At 41.2% G+C, this 20500-nt stretch carries 15 protein-coding genes and 2 pseudogenes; 16 read left to right on the forward strand and 1 reads right to left on the reverse strand.

Translation table 11 applies throughout. The annotated features are described in order from the left end of the window. The 4 genes from JCM10991_RS15360 to JCM10991_RS03920 form a co-directional block, all read left to right on the forward strand. On the forward strand, window positions 1–617 hold a 617-nt coding region (locus tag JCM10991_RS15360; protein ID WP_025020617.1), incomplete at its 5' end, for a hypothetical protein. Next, window positions 617–1594, forward strand: coding sequence for a glycosyltransferase family 2 protein (locus tag JCM10991_RS14340; RefSeq protein WP_025020618.1), 978 nt, complete (start codon window positions 617–619; stop codon window positions 1592–1594). The genes JCM10991_RS15360 and JCM10991_RS14340, both read left to right, overlap by 1 nt. A 19-nt stretch (window positions 1595–1613) precedes the next feature. Then, the gene (locus JCM10991_RS03915) at window positions 1614–2678 is read left to right on the forward strand and encodes a glycosyltransferase family 4 protein (protein ID WP_225349917.1); all 1065 of its coding nucleotides are present in this window, start codon (window positions 1614–1616) and stop codon (window positions 2676–2678) included. Further along, window positions 2675–3385 (forward strand): glycosyltransferase family 32 protein, encoded by a 711-nt coding sequence (locus tag JCM10991_RS03920; protein WP_023859614.1) that lies wholly within the window; start codon window positions 2675–2677, stop codon window positions 3383–3385. Before JCM10991_RS03915 ends, JCM10991_RS03920 begins: the two co-directional genes overlap by 4 nt. A 234-nt stretch (window positions 3386–3619) precedes the next feature. Here JCM10991_RS03920 and JCM10991_RS03925 read toward each other — a convergent pair whose 3' ends face one another. After that, a complete protein-coding gene (locus JCM10991_RS03925) occupies window positions 3620–5386 on the reverse strand; it encodes a DUF2207 domain-containing protein (RefSeq protein WP_025020620.1) in 1767 nt (588 codons plus the stop codon). A 195-nt stretch (window positions 5387–5581) separates the two neighbouring features. Here JCM10991_RS03925 and pyrH point away from each other — a divergent pair, with 195 nt between their 5' ends. The 12 genes and pseudogenes from pyrH to infB all read left to right on the forward strand — a co-directional run bounded on the left by pyrH (window position 5582) and on the right by infB (window position 20458). Then, a complete protein-coding gene (gene pyrH / locus JCM10991_RS03930; protein ID WP_023859664.1) occupies window positions 5582–6304 on the forward strand; it encodes a UMP kinase in 723 nt (240 codons plus the stop codon). 1 nt (window position 6305) lies between these two features. After that, window positions 6306–6860 (forward strand): ribosome recycling factor, encoded by a 555-nt coding sequence (gene frr / locus JCM10991_RS03935; protein WP_023859665.1) that lies wholly within the window; start codon window positions 6306–6308, stop codon window positions 6858–6860. A 60-nt stretch (window positions 6861–6920) separates the two neighbouring features. Further along, entirely contained in the window at window positions 6921–7697 is a 777-nt protein-coding gene (uppS, locus tag JCM10991_RS03940) for an undecaprenyl pyrophosphate synthase (protein ID WP_025020621.1), read from the forward strand. Further along, a complete protein-coding gene (locus JCM10991_RS03945) occupies window positions 7698–8492 on the forward strand; it encodes a phosphatidate cytidylyltransferase (protein ID WP_025020622.1) in 795 nt (264 codons plus the stop codon). Window positions 8493–8508: 16 nt separating this feature from the next. Continuing rightward, window positions 8509–9783 carry an RIP metalloprotease RseP gene (gene rseP / locus JCM10991_RS03950; RefSeq protein WP_025020623.1) on the forward strand — a complete coding sequence of 425 codons (1275 nt, stop codon included), beginning with the start codon at window positions 8509–8511 and terminating at the stop codon, window positions 9781–9783. Between the two features lie 28 nt (window positions 9784–9811). Beyond that, window positions 9812–11522: pseudogene (locus tag JCM10991_RS12575) on the forward strand (proline--tRNA ligase). Between the two features lie 49 nt (window positions 11523–11571). Further along, window positions 11572–15926: pseudogene (locus tag JCM10991_RS12580) on the forward strand (PolC-type DNA polymerase III). 185 nt (window positions 15927–16111) lie between these two features. After that, entirely contained in the window at window positions 16112–16585 is a 474-nt protein-coding gene (gene rimP / locus JCM10991_RS03965; RefSeq protein ID WP_025020624.1) for a ribosome maturation factor RimP, read from the forward strand. A gap of 16 nt (window positions 16586–16601) precedes the next feature. After that, the gene (gene nusA / locus JCM10991_RS03970) at window positions 16602–17756 is read left to right on the forward strand and encodes a transcription termination factor NusA (protein ID WP_025020625.1); all 1155 of its coding nucleotides are present in this window, start codon (window positions 16602–16604) and stop codon (window positions 17754–17756) included. A 23-nt stretch (window positions 17757–17779) separates the two neighbouring features. Then, complete coding sequence (gene rnpM, locus JCM10991_RS03975) at window positions 17780–18079, forward strand: RNase P modulator RnpM (protein ID WP_023860407.1); 300 nt, start codon at window positions 17780–17782, stop codon at window positions 18077–18079. Beyond that, window positions 18069–18374: a YlxQ-related RNA-binding protein gene (locus JCM10991_RS03980; RefSeq protein WP_025020626.1), complete on the forward strand. Its 306-nt coding sequence runs from the start codon at window positions 18069–18071 to the stop codon at window positions 18372–18374. Before rnpM ends, JCM10991_RS03980 begins: the two co-directional genes overlap by 11 nt. A gap of 86 nt (window positions 18375–18460) precedes the next feature. Next, entirely contained in the window at window positions 18461–20458 is a 1998-nt protein-coding gene (gene infB / locus JCM10991_RS03985; RefSeq protein WP_272944165.1) for a translation initiation factor IF-2, read from the forward strand. Window positions 20459–20500 lie beyond the last annotated feature (42 nt).

Below are 20500 nucleotides of genomic sequence, written 5' to 3' on the forward strand. Positions count from 1 at the left end.
GTTTAGAAAAATTATTGGCGCCGATGCTACCTGGACAAGTCGATGTAACCATTCCTTGTCGGGATGATGCTAATTATCGCGATAGTGCGATTGTGAAATTTGAATTGGGTAAATTAGGGCAATACATCACTGAAACACAAAAACAACGAGTCTTTAGCCCTTTTACTAAGGAAACTTATGTCGTGGAAGATATGACCTTTGAAGGTCCTTTAATTGCCATGGATTTAGTGAAGCAGGTAGGTTTGCCGGATGCAAGTTATTTTTTGTTATATGATGATTCAGATTACGCCCAAAGACTACAAGCACATAGTCAAATTTTATATGTGACGGCTGCCAAGTTACACCGGCAACTATCGACCTTAGAACAACAGTTCCCGAGTGGCAAGTATTTCTATAATTGGAAGGACTACTACCAGGTGCGTAATAATATTCTTTTTAATAAAAAGTATGGTCAAACTTGGGCGGTCCGCCACTTGAGTCAATTTATGATTGGGCCACGTCTATTAATCCGTTCAGCCCGCAACCGGAGTCTCAAAAATGACGGACCTTTGATTATTAAGGCTTGGAAGGATGGGATTTTAGGTAAGACAGGAATGAGAGTGGGTCCGAATTACTAATGGAAAAACAAGAAGTTAAAATTTCAATTATTGTACCTTTTCATAATGGTCAGGCATTTATGGCTCGATTTTTAGCTACTTTTAAGGCTCAAACTTACCAAAATTTTGAATTAATCATGGTCGATGACGGCTCTACGGATGCTTCTGTTCAGATCTTGGAAGCAGAGCGGGGATCTTTAAAGCTGAAACTATTCCGAATTGGTAATCACGGCGTTTCACACGGGCGCAATGTAGGTTTGCAGCAAGCAAGTGGTGATATTATTGGTTTTTGTGATATTGATGACCTGGTACATCCGCGTTTATTAGAAATCGTGCAGCAAGTCCATCAAGCTAGCCACCAGGTGACTGTTGTACATGCGCAGGTGATTAAAGCGAATGAGGTCGGCGCCTTTCTAAATAAAGATAATGAACATGTGATTGTTAAAGATTGGGATCGAGCAACTCTTTTTACCCAAATGAACTTTAATGATCGTGAAATTTTTGGTTCAGTGTGGAATAAGTTTTTTTCGGCTTCAGTACTCAAAGGCTACATTTTTAATGAAGACTTAACACTTTATGAAGATGCCAACTTTATTTACCAGGTGGTGGCCAGTCAAGCAAATTTAGTTATTAAAGAGGTGCCACTGGCTTTATATGGATATTACTATAACGAAAATAGTGTTACTATCAGTGAAAATCCTGATTGGTTGTATACAGCAGCTGGCGAATTGCGTTACGCGCAAGCAATTCAGGATATCTTGCGCCAGCAGGAGTCCAATTTAACGACCAAGCAAGTCAAGCAACTGCAAGCCAAACTATTTCGCTTGGCGCTCTATCCCTTGTATCGTCGCAATTATCCTTCCAAAGTAGCGTTTATTCAACTTAAAAAGTTGTGTCGGCGTTACTTTGGAACTTACTTAGTATGGTATCAGGAAGATACCTTTCAAAAATTTAAGAAGAGCCTGCAATTTTTATTAGTCATGTTGAGGAGAAAATAATGGCAAATATTTTACATTTATCAAGAACCATGGGACAGGGGGGGCCGAAAAGGTCATTTACCAAATTTGCAAAGATGATCAGTCTGACCGTCATTTTGTAGCCTCCTGTGGAGGTTTTTATGTGCCTTTACTAGCTGCTCAAGGGGTCAAGCACTTTGAAATTCCTGATACGGTGGTTAAAAGTCCTGCCAATATTTTGCGGACGTTGATGACTTTGCGTCGCGTAGTTAAAGAAGAAAAAATTGATATCGTGCACAGTCATCACCGTTTAGGTGCGGTGTATGGACGTCTGCTGCAAATGCAGTTTCGGAATTTAAAGCACCTTTATACCGCTCATAATGTTTTTTTAGATAGCCAAAAAATGATGGCATTTGCCCTCGAAAAAGCAACTATTGTGGCTTGTGGTAAGACGGTAGCACAAAATTTGGAAGAAGTTTACCATATTGCTCCTGAAAAAATTACTGTGATTCATAATTCGATTGAAAAGCCAGTCGTAAGCGGTACCGTACCTCAAGCTCTATTAACTGCCAAAGCAAGCGGCCGTTACTTAATCGGTAGTATCGGGCGTTTAACGGAACAAAAGGGGATGGATATTTTTATTCGTGCACTTCAAGAGGTTAGCCAAGTACACTCGGAGGTTTTAGGTGTGATTGTCGGTGACGGAGAAAAGCGCGCAGAACTTGAAAAGTTGGTAGCTGATTTAGGCCTGACCCAGCAAGTTTTATTTTTGGGTAATCAAACCGTTGTGCCCGCAATTTTGCAGGAGTTAGAATTCGTGGTGCTGGCTTCACGTTTTGAGGGCTTTCCTCTAACACCGCTAGAAGTTTTTGCTAGTGAAAAAACCCTGATTGTCTCGGATATTCCTAGCAATTTGGAAATTGTTCATGCTGGCGTAGAAGGTTTGAGTTTTCGTAGTGAAGATAGCCAGGACCTGGCCCAAAAAATCTTAACTATGATGCAAGTTGATCGGGAAAAAATGGCGGTTTGTGGGGCCAAAGCCTATGCTCAAGAGTTTAGTTATACCAAATTTATTTTGGCCTATCAGGCGCAGTATCAAAAAATAAGTGGAGGAAAAGTAAAATGATTCCCAAACATATTCACTATTGCTGGTTTGGGGGCAAGCCACTCCCCCGCCATGTTAAAAAAAATATTGTTACTTGGAAAAAGGCCTGTCCAGATTATGAAATTACTGAGTGGAATGAAAGTAACTTTGATGTGCATGCGCACCCTTTCATGGCGCAAGCATATGATCAAGGGCAATGGGCCTTTGTATCAGACTATGCGCGCCTACAGGTGATTTATGAGCAGGGTGGAATATACTTGGATACAGACGTGGAATTATTGCGTAACCTAGATTTTTTGTTAGAAAATGATTTTTACGCGGGCATGCAACAAGATATTCAAAAAATCAATACAGGTCTTGGTTATGGAGCTAAAAAACATAGTCCAGTAGTTAAGGCTATGTTAGCAGCCTATGACGGGCTAGTTTTTGACCCTCAGCAAAAGGAAACTTTGGCCTGTCCTAACTTAAATACGATGGCTATCGAATCTTATCAGATTCAAAATAAGCAAACAGAGAAGGTACGAATCTTACCAGCTACTTATCTTGATCCGATTGCGCCAGGCGATGAGGTGGAAAATCTTCTGACGTCAGAAACGATTTCCATTCACCACTACTTGGCGAGCTGGGGGACGAAGCAACAACAACGTCGGCGACGCCTGATATCTTGGCTAGGGCAAGCGCGCGTTATGAAGCTCCGACGCTGGGTTTTAAAAAATTTACGCAAATAAAAGTCTGTGGGTAATCGATTTATTAAATTACTATTTCATCTTAATTCTAATCTAATATCTGAAGTTAGCGCGCTAGAAGTGAGTCTGCACCCAGAATATTAGAAATATTCAGAATTATTTGAAAATGCTAAACACAGAATTTTATGAGCAACCAAAAAAACCTTAAGAAATTATGTTTCCTAAAACGTTGATTTCTTAAGGTTTTTACTATTTTTAGAAAAGATAGTTATGTGTCTAGTAGCGAGTTTCTTGGCGCTTTTTATTGGCATTGTAGGCATCGACAGCTTTGGAGAAGCTAGCGGTAAAACGATCCCCAAACCCAACGGGAGCTGTGAAGAAAGCTTGGTAGGAAGCGCCTAAATGGTTAGCCAATTCTTCTTCAGAAAAGTTGGCTTTGAAAGCTTTGATGGTCCGTTTGTTGTAACCAAAGGCGATAGAATATGGTAGTACTTCAGCCCAGTAATCGATATCACCATGCTTTTTCATGTCAATTTTGTCTAAATCACGTAAGGTGTGACGGAAAGCGCGTAAGTGCGTGATAGCTTCAACCCCGCGTGGTGTGTATGGTGAATGGTGGCGGTAGTAGTAGGCAAAGACGCCAGCTTGTACAAGAAGGGCTAAAATAGCGAGACTCGTAAGTAAGAAGGTTTGACTATTGCCTAAGAAAATAGCCGCAACCAAAAAGGTAACGGAAACCAAAGCCAAGATTGAATTCCAAGCTAAAGTCCGGGCACTCTTAGAATTGACATATTTGTGAGCTTTAGCAGCAGTAAGTACACCGGCTTGCCATTCTTCAAAGACATAAGACATTTGTTTTTCGCCTCGTCTGGAAGCCCCGTATTTACGTAGTTGCTCTAAGGTAACTTTTTGACCATCACCCACAACGTTAAAGAGTAAATCTGTTACGACGTCTGTATTGGTCAAACTTTCATCTAAGAGGGTTAATTGGTAGTCATCTTTTTTGCGATCGACTGGTTGAATCGCAATTTTTTTCTTGATGGCTAATTCTAAAAGGTAAGCCCCTAAAGCGTTATTATCGGGTACGTTGTCCGAGTAAACGGCTTGGGCGATGAAAGGTGGCAAGGCGGGCAAGTCATATGAGTGTGGGGGATTGGCTTCGGGCCACGGTTGACGACTTTCGGGGTGGCGCCATAAGAAGATGAGCCAAGCAAAAGCGAAGACTAAACCAATTAAAAGGGTAATTAAAGGCTGGAAGAAGTTAGCTTGGGCTTTTTGATGTGCTTTAGCTTGTGCCTGGTCTTTCCAACTTTGAACGGTATTTTTTGCCTGATTTTGATAGTTTTGTTTGGAAACTAAAGTGTTATTGACAGTTGCACTGGTTGGGAAGGTGGTTAGAAATTCTAAACTCGTTTTCGCTGGTAATTGCTTAGCGGCAATGGTTACTCGGCCTTTAGGTTGGTTAACTGTAACCTTGGTTTTAGCGTCTGAGTTAGCCCAGGCTTGTAATGGTGAAATTTTACCATCAGCAAACTTTAAGCGAATGTGAACATTATTTAAAGGTGTGTTCCATTGGTCGCCAATAACCTGCCAATTTAAAGCAGCGGTATCTGTGTAGTTAGTAATGCCTTGGGAGAGGTGGTAAGTATAGTAAAAAGTGGCAGTGGCATCAGAAATTTGATGATAGACCTTAATGCGTAAACCATTTTCATTGTTAATGACACTGTAGGTGTCGTTACTGCCATCATCTCTTTGACTTAGTTGATAGGATTTACCATCTTGTTGGACCACCACACTTGGAATGGTGGTGGTTGCCCCGTCCATGATTGGTTGGTTGAGGTAAACCGCATTGGTTTGTCCGTTTTTGAAAGTATAAGTAACGGCTTGGCTGATATCAGCAGAACCGTCCTTTTGAATATTAGCCGTTACATCATAATTTGTAATGGTATAATTACCGCTAGCGGCGATGGTTGTTACACGAAAGAGTAAACCACTAGCGAGGATTAGACTAAAAAAGCATAACTTTTGAAAAAATTTAGTCATATTAATTCCTCCTTATTTTTTTCAAGTCTATTATCTCAAATTTAAAGCAAAAAAGATATAGTTAGCCGATTTCTTGAGGCAAAATTAACCATATTCAAGGTTAGAGTTTTATGGTAAAATATGTTCAAATGGACTTTGCGTTATTTTTAAAATTAATCATAAAATAAGCTAAAAAGATAAAATTAGGAGGATAATATGGCTGACGTAAAATACAAACGCGTTGTGATGAAATTGAGTGGAGAAGCTTTAGCAGGTGCTCAAGGTCATGGGATTAATCCGCCGGAAATTCGGAAAGTGGCTGAAGAAATCAAAGAAGTTCACGATTTAGGCGTTGAAATTGCGATTGTCGTTGGTGGTGGTAACATGTGGCGTGGTGAAGCTGGGGCTCAAATGGGAATGGAACGTGCCCAAGCAGACTACATCGGGATGTTAGGTACGGTCATGAATGCCTTGGCTTTACAAGATAATTTGGAAAAAGTTGGGGTACCAACGCGTGTGCAAACTGCGATTGAAATGCGTCAAATTGCTGAACCATATATCAGAAGAAAAGCTGTTCGTCACTTGGAAAAAGGGCGGATTGTGATTTTTGCAGCGGGGACAGGTTCGCCTTACTTCTCAACTGATACGACGGCTGCTTTACGTGCGTCAGAAATTAATGCTGATGTTATCTTGATGGCGAAAAATGGGGTTGACGGGGTCTACTCTGCTGATCCTAAGCATGATGCTGAAGCGCAAAAATTTGAAAAATTAACACACATGGAAATTATCAACAAGGGCCTGAAAGTGATGGATACTACCGCTTCTTCACTTTCCATGGATAACGATATTCCTTTAGTTGTCTTTAACATGAATGAACGAGGCAACATCAAGAAGGTTGTTGAAGGTCAAAATGTTGGTACAACAGTAGAAGGGAAATAATATGGACGCTATTTTAGAAAAAAATCAAGCAAAAATGGTTAAAGCTGAAGAAGCTTTACAACGTGAGTTAGGTAACATTCGGGCCGGCCGGGCCAATGCCAGTTTGTTAAATCGGGTCATGGTTGATTACTATGGCGCCCCTACACCTTTGAACCAAATGGCACAAATTTCAGTGCCTGAAGCTCGGGTTTTATTGATTACGCCTTACGATAAATCATCTTTGAAAGACGTCGAACATGCTTTATTGGCTTCTGACTTGGGTTTAACCCCAGCTAATGATGGTTCTGCCATCCGTTTGGTAATTCCACAATTAACAGAAGAACGCCGGAAGGAATTAGCAAAGGAAGTTAAGGCAACTTCTGAAAAGGCGAAGGTTGCGGTGCGTAACATTCGTCGGGATATGATGGATGCTTTGAAGAAGGCCCAAAAGAACGGTGACTTAACTGAAGATGACTTGCGTGACTTGGAAGACCAAGCTCAAAAGTTAACTGATGCTTCCGTGAAAAACATCGATGCCATTACAGCTGATAAAGAAAAAGAAATTCTCCAAGGCTAATAACAAAACGGGGCAAAGTAACTTGCCCCGTTTTCTTACTTATACAAAGGGGTGAAAAAATTGTTTACCAAAATTTTTAAAAACGGTACTGTTCCAGAAACTCAGCTTGATATGCAAAATATTCCTGCCCACATCGCTATTATCATGGATGGTAATGGTCGCTGGGCCAAAAAACGACACATGCCACGCGTGGCAGGACATAAACAGGGGATGGAAACGGTCAAAACCATTACCAAGGCTGCTAGTGATTTAGGGGTTAAAGTTTTAACCCTCTATGCTTTTTCAACGGAAAACTGGAAACGGCCCGAAGGAGAAGTTAAGTACCTGATGGATTTGCCGGAAAAATTTTTCAACAAGTTTGTTCCGGAATTGATTGAAAATAACGTCCGTGTGAAGGTCATGGGTTATACTGAACAGCTCCCCGCATCGACCCAAAAAGCGGTCTTGGATGCCATTGAACAAACCAAGCATTGTACGGGGATGGTCTTGAATTTTGCTCTAAATTACGGGGGGCGGGCCGAAATCGTTACGGCGGTGACGAATTTGGTTCAAATGGCTAATGAGGGCCAACTAGCAGCACAAGAAGTTAGCGAGGAACTTTTGTCTCAACATATGATGACGGCTGACTTAGCCCCCTATACTGATCCAGATTTATTAATTCGGACCAGTGGGGAAGAAAGAATTTCAAACTTCTTGTTATGGCAATTAGCTTACAGTGAAATGGTCTTTATGGACATACTGTGGCCGGATTTTGATCAAGTCGCCTTACAAGAAGCTATTAAAAGTTACCAAGCCCGTAACCGGCGCTTTGGTGGTTTGAAAGAAGAGGAAGAGTAAATGAAACAAAGAGTAATTACGATTATTATTGCAGCGTTAATTTTTATTCCATTATTATTGCTCGGTGGTGCTTGGTTTAACGCTTTGGTAATTTTGATGGGTTTAGTGGCTATGTCTGAAGTTTTACGGATGAAAAAACGCTTGCTAATCTCACCGGAAGCGATTATTTCCTTTCTAGCGGTTTTAGTCATGTTATTACCAAGTTCGGTCCTAGATTTTTTGCCAGACACATTTTCAACCAGTGGAGTCTTTTACTTTTTAATCTTGTGTCTCTTGGTGTATACTGTATTTTCAAAGAACCGTTTTTCTTTTGATGATGCTGGTGCTTTGACTTTAGGAGTGCTTTACCTAGGAAAAGGTTTTTCCTACATGATGGATGCTCGTTCAGAAAGTTTAGCCATGGTTTTATACGCCTTATTTATCGTCTGGATTACTGATAGTGGGGCTTACTTGATTGGCCGGCAAATCGGGAAAAACAAATTAGCACCTAATGTTAGTCCTAACAAGACCTGGGAGGGTTCCATTGGAGGAACGGTGAGTGCCGTGGTCTTATTGGCTATCTACCTTCATTTGTTCCCGGCTGTACAGCAAGGTTACAGCTTTGTTTCCATGTTAGGTTTAACTCTTATTTTCTCAATTGGGGGACAATTAGGGGATTTAGTTGAATCAGCCTTGAAACGTTATTATGGAGTCAAGGACTCGGGTAATATCTTACCGGGACACGGGGGAATTTTTGATCGGTTCGACTCTTCTTTGATTGTCTTACCATTAATGCACTTTGCAGGTTTGTTCTAAGAGAAAGGATGAGTTGATGGTTATTACCATTATTGCCTTTATAGTTGTTTTCGGAATTTTGGTTTTTGTCCATGAATTAGGCCATTATGTGATGGCCAAGCGGGCAGGAATTATGGTCCGAGAATTTGCAATTGGGATGGGTCCCAAAATTTTTTCCTATCGGAAAAACGAAACAACCTACACCATTCGGATTTTGCCCTTAGGGGGGTATGTCCGTATGGCTGGTAACCAAGATGATGAAGAAGAACTTCAAAAGGGAATGCCTTTAACTTTGCAGTTAAATTCTGAGGGACAAGTGACCCAGATTAATACCAGTCAAAAAGTTACCCTTTTGAACGGAATTCCTTTGGAATTGACCGACTGGGATTTAACCGATGGTTTGTGGCTGGAAGGTTATGAAAATGGTCAAGAAGATGAGTTAAAGCGTTACGTCGTGGATCATGATGCTTTAATTGTTGAAAAAGACGGCACACCTTTACAGATTGCGCCACGAGATGTCCAATTTCAAGAAGCAACTTTACCCCGGCGGATGCTAACGAATTTTGCAGGGCCGTTTAATAACTTTTTATTAGCGATTGTTGCATTTGCAGTCGTTGCCTTCCTTCAAGGGGGAGTAGTGACGACCACCACTACTTTAGCCACGGTGCAAAAGGACTCACCAGCCTATGTAGCAGGGTTAAAGAAGGGTGACCGAATTGTTCAAATCAACCAAACCAAGATTAAAAATTGGCGTCAGTTAACACAAAAAATATCCCAAAGTGCTAATCAGGAATTAACAGTGACGGTTAAGCGTCAGGGACACTTACAAAAGTTTCAGGTAACACCGAAGACCAAAGAGGTCTCGGGCCAAAAATCCGTGATTATTGGAATTCAATCCAAACAAAAGTTGAATTCTTCTGTGAGTGCTATGATTGCTTACGGTTTTACTGCAACGTGGGCAACTATTACAGCTGTATTTAGCGCTTTAGGGGCTATGTTTACGCAAGGGTTTAGCTTAAATGACCTTGGTGGGCCGGTAGCTATGTATTCTTTTACCTCGCAAGCCGCTCATTATGGTTTAACCAGTGTAGTTTCACTTTTGGCGCTTTTATCGGTTAACTTGGGAATTATGAATTTACTACCGATTCCAGCTTTAGATGGTGGTAAACTAGTCTTGAATATTGTCGAGGCCATTCGACGTAAACCATTAGAAGAAAAGGCGGAATTAACGATTACCTTGGTTGGGGTCGCTTTCCTCTTGATTTTAATGGTTCTAGTAACTTTAAATGATTTACACCGCTTCTTCTTTTAATTGAGCGGTTTAAAAAAGGAGAATTATTGTGAAACAATCAAAAATGTTAATTCCAACCTTAAAGGAAGTGCCTTCCGATGCGGAAGCAATTAGCCACCAATTAATGTTGCGTGCAGGCTACATCAAACAGGTTTCTGCCGGGATGTACGCTTACTTGCCTTTGGCTAACAAAGTTTTATTAAAGATTGAAAATATTATTCGTGAAGAAATGGAAAAGATTGATGCGGTCGAAATGTTGGCGCCCGCAGTCTTGCCAGCGGAATTGTGGCAAGAATCTGGCCGTTATGAATCATACGGTCCTAACTTATTTAAGTTAAAAGATCGCCATGATCGTGACTTTATCTTAGGACCAACTCATGAAGAAACAATGACCACAATCGTTCGTGATGCGGTTAAGTCTTACAAGAAATTACCTTTAACCCTTTACCAAATTCAAATGAAGTACCGTGATGAAAATCGTCCTCGTTTCGGTTTATTACGGGGGCGGGAATTCTTAATGAAAGATGCTTACTCCTTCCACGCGGATGATGAATCCTTAGACCAATCCTACCGAGATATGGACCAAGCCTACCAAAATATTTTTGATCGAGTTGGTTTAAACTATCGTTCTATTATCGGGGATGCCGGTGCTATGGGGGGAGCGATTCCAAGGAATTCATGGCTATTGCTCCTATCGGGGAAGACACAGTAGTTTACTCAGACGAAAGTGATTATGCTGCTAACTTGGAAATGGCTAAGAATTTGCGCCAAGGTAAGACAACTCACGAATCACTCCAAAATTTAGAAAAAGTAGCGACTCCTGATGTGAAGACAATTGATGAAGTTGTGACATTTTTGAAGTTAGACGTCAAGAAAGCTATTAAGACCTTGGTCTTTATGGCTGACGATCAACCAGTTGTGGTTTTGATGGTCGGTAATGACCAAGTTAACGAAGTGAAATTAACTAACGCTTTAGATGCTAGTGATTTACGCCCAGCTACTGAAGAAGAAGTAGTCAAACTTTTAGGTGCCAACTTTGGTTCTCTAGGTCCTATTGGCTTAGCGGAAGATATTAAAGTTTTAGCGGATTTAGATGTTGAAGGTTTGGAAAATGCGGTTGTGGGCGCTAATGAAGATGGTTTCCACTTTAAGAATGCTAATTTAAATCGTGATTATCGTGTTGATGAATTCTTAGACCTGCGGACTGTTGAAGAAGGGGAACTCTCTCCTGATGGTGAAGGTCATTTGCGATTTACTCGTGGGATTGAAATTGGTCACATCTTTAAGTTAGGGACCCGTTATACAGATAGTTTGGATGGTAAGGTTTTAGATGAAAATGGTCGCCAAAAGTCAATTATTATGGGGTGTTATGGGATTGGGTTTCCCGTCTCTTATCCGCAATTGTGGAACAGCACTGTGATGAAAACGGGATGATTTGGCCTAAGAATATTGCGCCATTTGACATTCACGTGGTGCCAATCAATGCTAAAAAGCAAGAACAAGTTGAATTAGCAGAAGCCTTGACTCAAAACTTAGAGGCTGCTGGTTACAGTGTCTTGGTAGACGATCGTCAAGAACGCCCTGGGGTTAAATTTGCTGACTCTGACTTGATTGGGTTACCTGTTCGTGTGACAGTTGGTAAGAAAGCTAGTGAAGGAATCGTTGAAATCAAACTTCGTAAAACTGGTGAAACCATTGAAGTTATGCAAGATGAAGTTTTGAACTCCATTCAAATTTTATTACAAAACCAAGAAGATTAAATTTAAACCCCAACTCGCTTGGGGTTTTTCTTAAGGAAAGGGGAAAATTATGGCCATTGATAAGCATGAATTGTTTCAGCATCTCATGGAACAAATAGATTGGCAGCCGGAAAGTGAACTAACGGATTATTTTGCGCAAATCCAGATCCAAGAAGTAATTGTACACACCAAATCGAAGCGGTGGACATTTCTCTTAGATGTTCCTGATATCATGCCTTACCAGACCTTTGTAACCTTTAGCCATCAATTAAGAGCGGCGTTTGGACAAATTGCTAAAACCGAAATTGCTTTTACTAGTCGTCAACCGGTAATAACTAATCAAAATTTAGGTGACTATTGGCAATGGGTAGTTAAAACTAGTGGGGTTTCATCGCCAATGTTGATTTCTTTAGCAGAAAATCAAGTTCCTTATTTAGAAGGCGACCGGGTCATGTTGCTGGCGGATAATGAAATTGTGCAAAATTTTCTCAAAAAAACGGCTTTAGGTCCGATTGAAGCCTCTTATCAACGGATGGGTTTCCCAAAGTTTAATATTCAAACCATCGTTGATAATTCCAAGACGCAAGAAAAGATTACGGAATATAAGAAGAAAAGGGCTGAAAACGATGCTCAATTAAGCTCAAAAAGCTTTGGAAGCAATCAAACAAAAAGAAGCAACCCGGGCCAAACAGGCTGATAGTGTGTCGGTGCCAGATGGGCCTTTGGTTTTGGGAAAGCCAATTAATGAGAATGCCGAAATTCGTCAAATGAATACCATTACCGAAGAAGAAAAAAATGTCTTCTTGGAAGGGTATGTTTTTGATGTGGAAGTGCGGACCTTTAAGACTGGGCGGAAGCTTTTAACCATGAAGGTAACGGACTATACGTCATCTTTTGTAGTGAAGAAGTTTTCTAACAATGATGAAGAAGCCGCTATCTTTGAAACTGTGAAAAAAGGTATCTGGGTTAAAGTTCGGGGGCCTGTTAAAGAGGATGAATTTTTACGTGATTTGGCAGTAACGGCCTACGATATTAATGAAGTTGGTCACCCTAGTCGTAAGGACCTGGCACCAGAAGGTGAAAAACGGGCCGAATTACACCTCCACACGACTATGTCAACTATGGACGCGACTAATTCGATTTCCGAATATGTTGCTCAAGCTGCCAAGTGGGGCCATAAAGCTATTGCTGTAACTGACCATGGTAATCTGCAGGCTTTCCCTGAAGCGCATAGTGCTGGTAAGAAAAATGGTGTTAAAATTTTGTATGGTTTGGAAGCCAGCGTAGTCGAAGACGGGACGCCGATTGCCTACAATGAAGACCACGTGTCCTTAAAGGATGCGACTTATGTGGTTTTCGATACAGAAACCACGAGTTTATCAGCGGCTTACGGGAAATTAATTGAAGTGGCGGCCGTCAAGATGAAAGATGGCGAAGTAATTGCGGAATTCGAAGAATTTATTGATCCGGGATTTCCATTATCACCTCAGACAACAGAATTGACCCACATTACCAACGAAATGGTACGCGGTTCCAAGAGTGAAGAAGAAGTTTTACGGCTCTTTAAAGAATTTTGCAGGGCACGATTATGGTTGCTCATAATGCGGTCTTTGATATTGATTATATCAATACCGCCTACAGCAGTTACGGAATCGAAAGAATTACTGAGCCTTTGATTGATACCTTGACTTTAGCTTGGGCTCTCTATCCTGATATGAAACGTTATGGTTTGGCTAACTTAACTAAGAAGTTCAAATTAGTCAATGAAAGTCACCACCGGGCCATCTATGACGCGGAAGTTACTGGTCAAATTTACTACCGGATGCTAAAAGATGCTCGGGAAAACTTACACGTGGAGTTTCATGACGAATTGAATGCCCATAGTAAGCGGGACGATTCTTATCAAAAAGAACATCCTTTTAATGCCACAATTATTGCTAAGACTCAAGCCGGTTTAAAGAATCTTTTTAAGTTGGCTTCCCTAGCCATGACTAAGTATTTCTATCAAGTGCCTAGAATTCCGCGTTCAGTTCTAGAAGAATATCGCGAAGGGCTAGTTATAGGGACTGGTGATGGTGAAGGTCGGGCTGTGGAGAAGTCTTTGATGCCATGGCTCGTCAAGGTTATGAACACGCCCGCCGTGTAGCAGAATTTTATGATTATTTGGAGGTTCACCCCAGTGCGCTTTATGCCGATTACTGGAATGCAGGTACGATTAACAGTGACCAACAAATGCAAGAAATTATTGGTAATATTGTCAAGCTTGGTAAAGAAATGGGTAAACCGGTAGTTGCTGCTGGCGATGTCCATTATTTGAATCCTGAAGATGCAATTTACCGGGAGATTTTGGTATCTTCCCAAGGTGGAGCTAATATTTTAAATCGTCTCCCGCAATTGCCAGATGCGCACTTTAGAACGACGGATGAAATGATGACCGAATTTGGCTATTTGGGTGAGGAGTTAGCACATGAAATCGTCATAGATAATCCCCAAATTGTTGTTGATTGGTGTGAAGAAATTTCACCAGTGAAAGATAAATTATACACACCGAAGATGGAAGGGGCCGAAGATGACATTCGCAATTTAACAATGAATAAAGCGGAAGAATGGTATGGTAATCCATTACCAGACCTAGTGCAAGCTCGGATTGATAAGGAATTAAAATCGGTTATTGGAAATGGTTTCTCAGTAATTTACCTGATTTCACAAAAATTGGTGCATAAATCCAACAAAGATGGCTACTTGGTTGGTTCTCGGGGATCGGTGGGTTCCAGTTTAGTAGCAACCTTGACAGGAATTACTGAGGTTAATCCTTTGCCACCGCATTATCGTTGTCCAAATTGTAAGTATTCTTTCTTTTATGAAAAAGGTGAGTATGGTTCGGGGTATGACTTGCCAGATAAGAACTGTCCCGAATGTCAAACCCCTTTAGTTAAAGATGGTCAAGATATTCCTTTCGAAACTTTCTTAGGTTTCAAGGGGAATAAGGTTCCCGATATTGATTTGAACTTTTCAGGGGACTACCAACCGATTGCTCACAATTATACTAAGGTCTTGTTTGGGGAAAACAATGTGTATCGGGCAGGTACGATTGGTACGGTAGCTGAAAAGACGGCTTATGGCTATGTTAAGGCTTATGAACGTGATCATGATTTACACATTCGAGCGGCGGAAGTGGACCGTTTGGCGATGGGCGCTACTGGGGTTAAGCGAACTACCGGGCAGCACCCCGCAGGTATCTTAGTTGTGCCAGACTACATGGATATTTATGACTTTACTCCAATTCAATATCCTGCTGACGATGTAACTGCTACTTGGCGAACGACGCACTTTGATTTCCACTCTATCCACGACAATATTTTAAAACTGGATATTTTAGGACACGATGATCCCACCATGATTCGGATGCTACAAGATTTATCTGGAATTGAGCCTAAAACCATTCCGACAGATGATCCAGGGGTGATGGCACTCTTTTCTGGTACGGAAATTTTGGGAGTTACACCGGAACAAATTCAGTCTAAGACTGGGACCTTAGGGGTACCAGAATTTGGGACGCGTTTTGTGCGTGGAATGTTAGAAGAAACCAAACCGAAAACTTTTGCGGAATTACTAAAGATTTCCGGACTTTCGCATGGAACCGACGTTTGGTTAGGTAATGCCGAAGAATTAATTCAAAATGGAACGGTTACTATGCCAGAAGTTATTGGTTGTCGGGATGACATTATGATGGATTTAATTCACATGGGGGTTGAATCCGATATCGCCTTCAAGATTATGGAAAGTGTGCGGAAAGGGAAGGGAATTCCTGATGATTGGCAAGCTCAAATGCGGGAAGCTAACGTGCCGGAATGGTACATTGGAGCTTGTCTTAAAATCAAGTACATGTTCCCGAAAGCTCACGCTGCGGCTTATGTTTTGATGGCCTTACGAATTGCCTATTTCAAAGTCTATTTCCCTTTGGTTTACTATTCTGCTTATTTCTCTGTACGGGCCGACGACTTTGATGTTGAAGCCATGGCACATGGAAAAGAAGCCGTTAAGGCACGGATGAAGGAAATTAATGACCAGGGTAATGATGCGACTGCCAAAGATAAAAATCTTTTAACGGTTCTAGAACTGGCTAACGAAATGTTGGAACGGGGCTTTGAATTTGAAATGGTGAATTTAGAGCGTTCCGATGCCACTGACTGGTTAATTGAAGATAATAAGTTATTGGCGCCATTTACAGCCATTCCCGGTTTAGGATTGAATGTGGCTAAACAAATTGTGGCGGCTCGCGAAGAACAAGCCTTCTTATCCAAAGAAGATCTTTCTAACCGTGGAAAAGTTTCGAACACGTTGATTGAATTTATGTCGCGCAATCATGTCTTAGATAACTTACCAGATGAAAATCAATTGAGTTTGTTTGATGATATTTTTTAGTTCTGGTTTTCTTAGTAGTTTTCCACTTTTATGAAAAGTTAACTTGATTTTCTTTTTACGGATTAAAAACGTTGAAAAATAACAGTAGTGGTGTTATACTATGTAATGTTAATACTCGGTGAGAGTGAGCAGTGATGCTCACTCTTTTTGTTGGAAAGCCGAGTGAAAATAAAGGAGGTAGACATGTGAGCAGTGTTGTTGAAACTGTGACCCAAATGGTGGCGCCACTTTTAGAAAAACATCAGTTTGAATTAGTGGATTTAGAGTTTGTGAAAGAAGGTAAAAGCTGGTATTTACGGGTTTTTATTGATAAACCACAAGGAATTACCATTGATGAATGTGCTTTAATCAGTGATGAACTAAGTGAAATTTTGGATGCTTGTGATCCAGATCCAATTCCACAAGCTTACTATTTGGAAGTCTCCTCTCCTGGAGCAGAACGGCCCCTAAAAAAAGAAAGTGACTACCAAAGAGCTGTGGGCAAGTACATTAATGTTTCTTTATACCAACAGCTTAACGGAGCCAAGATTTATGAAGGTGACTTAGTGGCTTTAAAAGAGGATAGCTTAACTTTGGAATATATGGATAAAACGAGAAGAAAAGCTATTGAAATCCCTCGTAAGCAAATCGCCAAAGCCCGCTTAGCAATTAAATTTTAAATTAAGGAGAATAAACATGAGTAAGGAATTATTAAACGCGCTTGATAACTTACAAGCTGAAAAAGGCGTTGACAAAGAAATTATTATTGAAGCTTTAGAACAAGCTTTGATTAAGGCCTACAACCGTAACTACGGTCAAGCGCAAAATGTTGAAGTTGAATTCGATCGTGTACGTGGTGATATTCACGTTTACGCCGTTAAAGAAGTAGTGCGGACAGTTTTTGATTCCCAACTAGAAATCGCCTTAGATGATGCCCTAGAACTTAATAGGGCTTACGAAGTTGGAGACACTATTAAATTAGAAGTTACGCCACGTGACTTCGGTCGGATTGCTGCGCAAACAGCTAAGCAAGTTATTATGCAACGAGTGCGGGAAGAAGAAAGAAACAATATTTACAATGAATACAGTCAATATGCTGAAGAAATTGTGATGGGGGAAGTAGAACGACAAGACCGTAACTTCATCTATGTAAACTTAGGAAAAGTTGAAGCTGTTTTGTCACGTCAAGACCAAATTGCTGGGGAAGAATATAAGCCTCACGATCGCATTAAGGTTTACATTTATGAAGTTAAGAATGAAACTAAGGGTCCGCAAGTTTATGTAAGTCGTTCACACCCTGATTTGCTTAAGCGTTTATTTGAACAAGAAATTCCTGAAATCTATGATGGTACGGTGGAAATTATGTCCATCGCACGCGAAGCTGGTGACCGGGCAAAGGTTGCGGTGCGGTCTAACAACGATAGTATCGACCCTGTCGGAACTTGTGTCGGTCCTCGGGGGGAACGTGTACAAAGTATCGTTAATGAACTTAAAGGCGAAAACATGGATATCGTGCAGTGGGATGAAGACAATGCCAACTTCATTACCAACGCTTTGAACCCGGCCGAAGTTTTAAATGTGATTTTTGATTCTGAAAATGAACGGGCATGTACAGTAGTTGTGCCTGACAACCAATTATCATTAGCGATTGGGAAGCGTGGGCAAAATGTTCGTTTAGCGGCACGTTTAACAGGTTTCAAGATTGATATCAAATCTGAATCTGACATGGAAGCTTTACAAAATCAAGCCGAATCACTTGAAAATCTTAGTGAAAACAGTGAAAATGTAGATGTAGTTACTGAAGAGGTAGCACTTGCAGATGATGCAGATATGCCTATTGTTGAAGAATAAGCTTTTTAAGGGAGGTTGTTAAGATGGCACAACGTAAGGTTCCAATGCGTAAAGATATCGTAACGGGTGAAATGCAACCTAAAAAAGAGCTCGTGCGGATTGTGAAGAACAAGGAAAATGAGGTTTCAATCGATCCAACTGGTAAGAAGGCTGGTCGGGGGGCTTACATTCATCTTGATGTAGCAACAGCCGAAAAAGCGCGGTCTGAAAAGACTTTCGATAAGGCGTTTGGATTAAAATTGAGTGATGATTTCTATGAAGAGTTAGTGGCTTATGTTGATCACCAAGTCGCACGACGGGAATTATTCGGAAATGGAAAATAAACAAAAAGTTTTAAATTTATTAGGGCTTGCTCGTCGAGCGGGTAAGATTACGACTGGTTCAGAACTAGTCCTCAACGAAGTAAGAAACAATAAGGCTCACTTAGTCTTTGTTGCTAACGATAGTGGCAAAGATATTCAAAAAAGGATGGCTGATAAGTGTACAAGCTTTCACGTTGTTTTGGACAAAGAAAGCTTCACCCAAACAGAACTTAGCATAGCAATTGGACAAAAGCGGACGGTATTAGCCGTATGCGACATTGGCTTTGCCAAAAAGATGCGCAGTCTTTTGGACTAAGTTGCTCAGAGGCATAAAAGCTTTTATGTTAAGGAGAGGTCGTCTTTTGCCTGGTGAGTTAAAATATGAAAGGCGCAGGTAGTAAGATGGAAAAAAGAAATAATAATCAAGGACGTTCAAGTAATAACGGCGGGAATCGTAACAGTAGCAATAACCGCAACAACAATAACAAGCGTAATAACGGTGGTAACCGCAATAATAACAACAATAACCGCTTTGGCGGCAACAACAAGGGTGGCAAGGGACGCTTCAATAAGAAGAATAACCGTAATAACAAGCGTAACCAAAATACTAAGCCACTTCCACAACGTAAGAACAAGCCGTTGCCAGAAGTCCTAGTTTACACGGTGGGGATGAACGTGGCAGATATTGCCAAGAAAATTCACCGTGAACCAGCTGAAATCATTAAGAAACTCTTCATGATGGGGGTAATGGTGAACCAAAACCAATCGCTTGATAAGGACACAATTGAACTATTGGCCGCTGATTATGGGATTGGAGCCGAAGAAAAAGTTGAAGTTGACGTCGCTGATATTGACAAATTCTTTGAAGAAGAAGCTCAAAGTGAAGACAACTTACAACCACGGCCACCAGTTGTGACAATTATGGGTCACGTTGACCATGGTAAGACGACGCTTTTGGATAAGTTGCGTAACTCTCACATCACCGATGGTGAAGCCGGGGGGATTACTCAACACATTGGGGCTTACCAAGTTCGACACAATGACAAGACCATTACTTTCTTGGATACACCAGGTCACGCGGCCTTTACGGAAATGCGGGCGCGCGGGGCAAACATCACCGATATTACGATTTTAGTAGTTGCTGCTGATGATGGGGTGATGCCTCAAACCATTGAAGCTATTAACCACGCCAAGTCAGCGGGGGTACCAATTATCGTGGCGGTTAACAAGATTGATAAGCCAGGGGCTAACCCTAACCATGTGATGGAACAATTATCGGAATACGAGTTGATTCCAGAAGCTTGGGGTGGGGACACCATCTTCGTTGAAATTTCTGCTAAGTTTGGTAAGAATATCGATGAATTATTGGACATGATTTTATTACAAGCTGAAATTCTAGAATTGACGGCCAACCCAGACCAAAGAGCGGCCGGGACAGTTATTGAAGCGCGTCTGGATAAGGGTAAAGGTTCTGTCGCAACGGTCTTAGTCCAATATGGTACGATGAAGGTTGGGGACCCAATTGTTGTGGGTAACACCTTTGGTCGGGTGCGGACTATGAGCGATGCACGTGGCAATGAGATCGAAGTTGCTGGTCCGGCAACACCAGTCGAAATTACTGGTTTAAATGACGTACCGGTTTCTGGGGACCGTTTCTTAGTCATGGAAGATGAAAAGACCGCGCGGGCAGCCGGTGAAGAACGGGCTAAGCGTGCCTTGATGAAGGAAAGAAGTCAAACTAGTCATGTGACATTGGATAACTTATTTGATACCTTGAAACAAGGTGAAATGAAAGAAGTCGCCGTGATTATCAAGGCCGATGTGCAAGGTTCTGTTGAAGCCATTGCTCAATCCTTCAAGAAGATTGAAGTTGAAGGCGTTCGCGTCAACATCATTCACCAAGCTGTAGGGGCCATCAACGAAAGTGATGTGACTTTGGCAGAAGCTTCGAACGCCATTATCGTTGGTTTTAACGTACGTCCTACTCCACAAGCTAAATCACAAGCCGAAGCGGATCAAGTGGATATTCGTTTACACAACGTAATTTACAAGGCGATTGATGAAATTGAAACGGCTATGAAGGGTATGCTAGAACCAGTTTACGAAGAAAAAGTTACTGGTCAAGTTGAAATTCGTGAAACTTATAAGGTATCTAAGCTTGGAACTATCGGTGGAGGTTACGTCACTGATGGTTACATTCAACGAGATTCTGGTGTCCGTATTATTCGTGACGGAATCGTAATTTATGAAGGTAACTTAGCTTCCCTCAAGCGATTCAAAGATGATGTAAAGCAAGTTAAGTCTGGCTACGAATGTGGTTTAATGATTGAAAAATACAACGACATTAAAGTCGGTGACCAAATCGAAGCTTATGTCATGGAAGAAGTTCCTGTTGACTAGGCTGAAATATAAATTAAATTAAAATAAAATAGAAAGCGGGGT

The sequence above is a fragment of the Ligilactobacillus equi DSM 15833 = JCM 10991 genome, from assembly GCF_000615765.1.
In the GTDB taxonomy this organism is placed as follows: Bacteria; Bacillota; Bacilli; order Lactobacillales; family Lactobacillaceae; genus Ligilactobacillus; species Ligilactobacillus equi.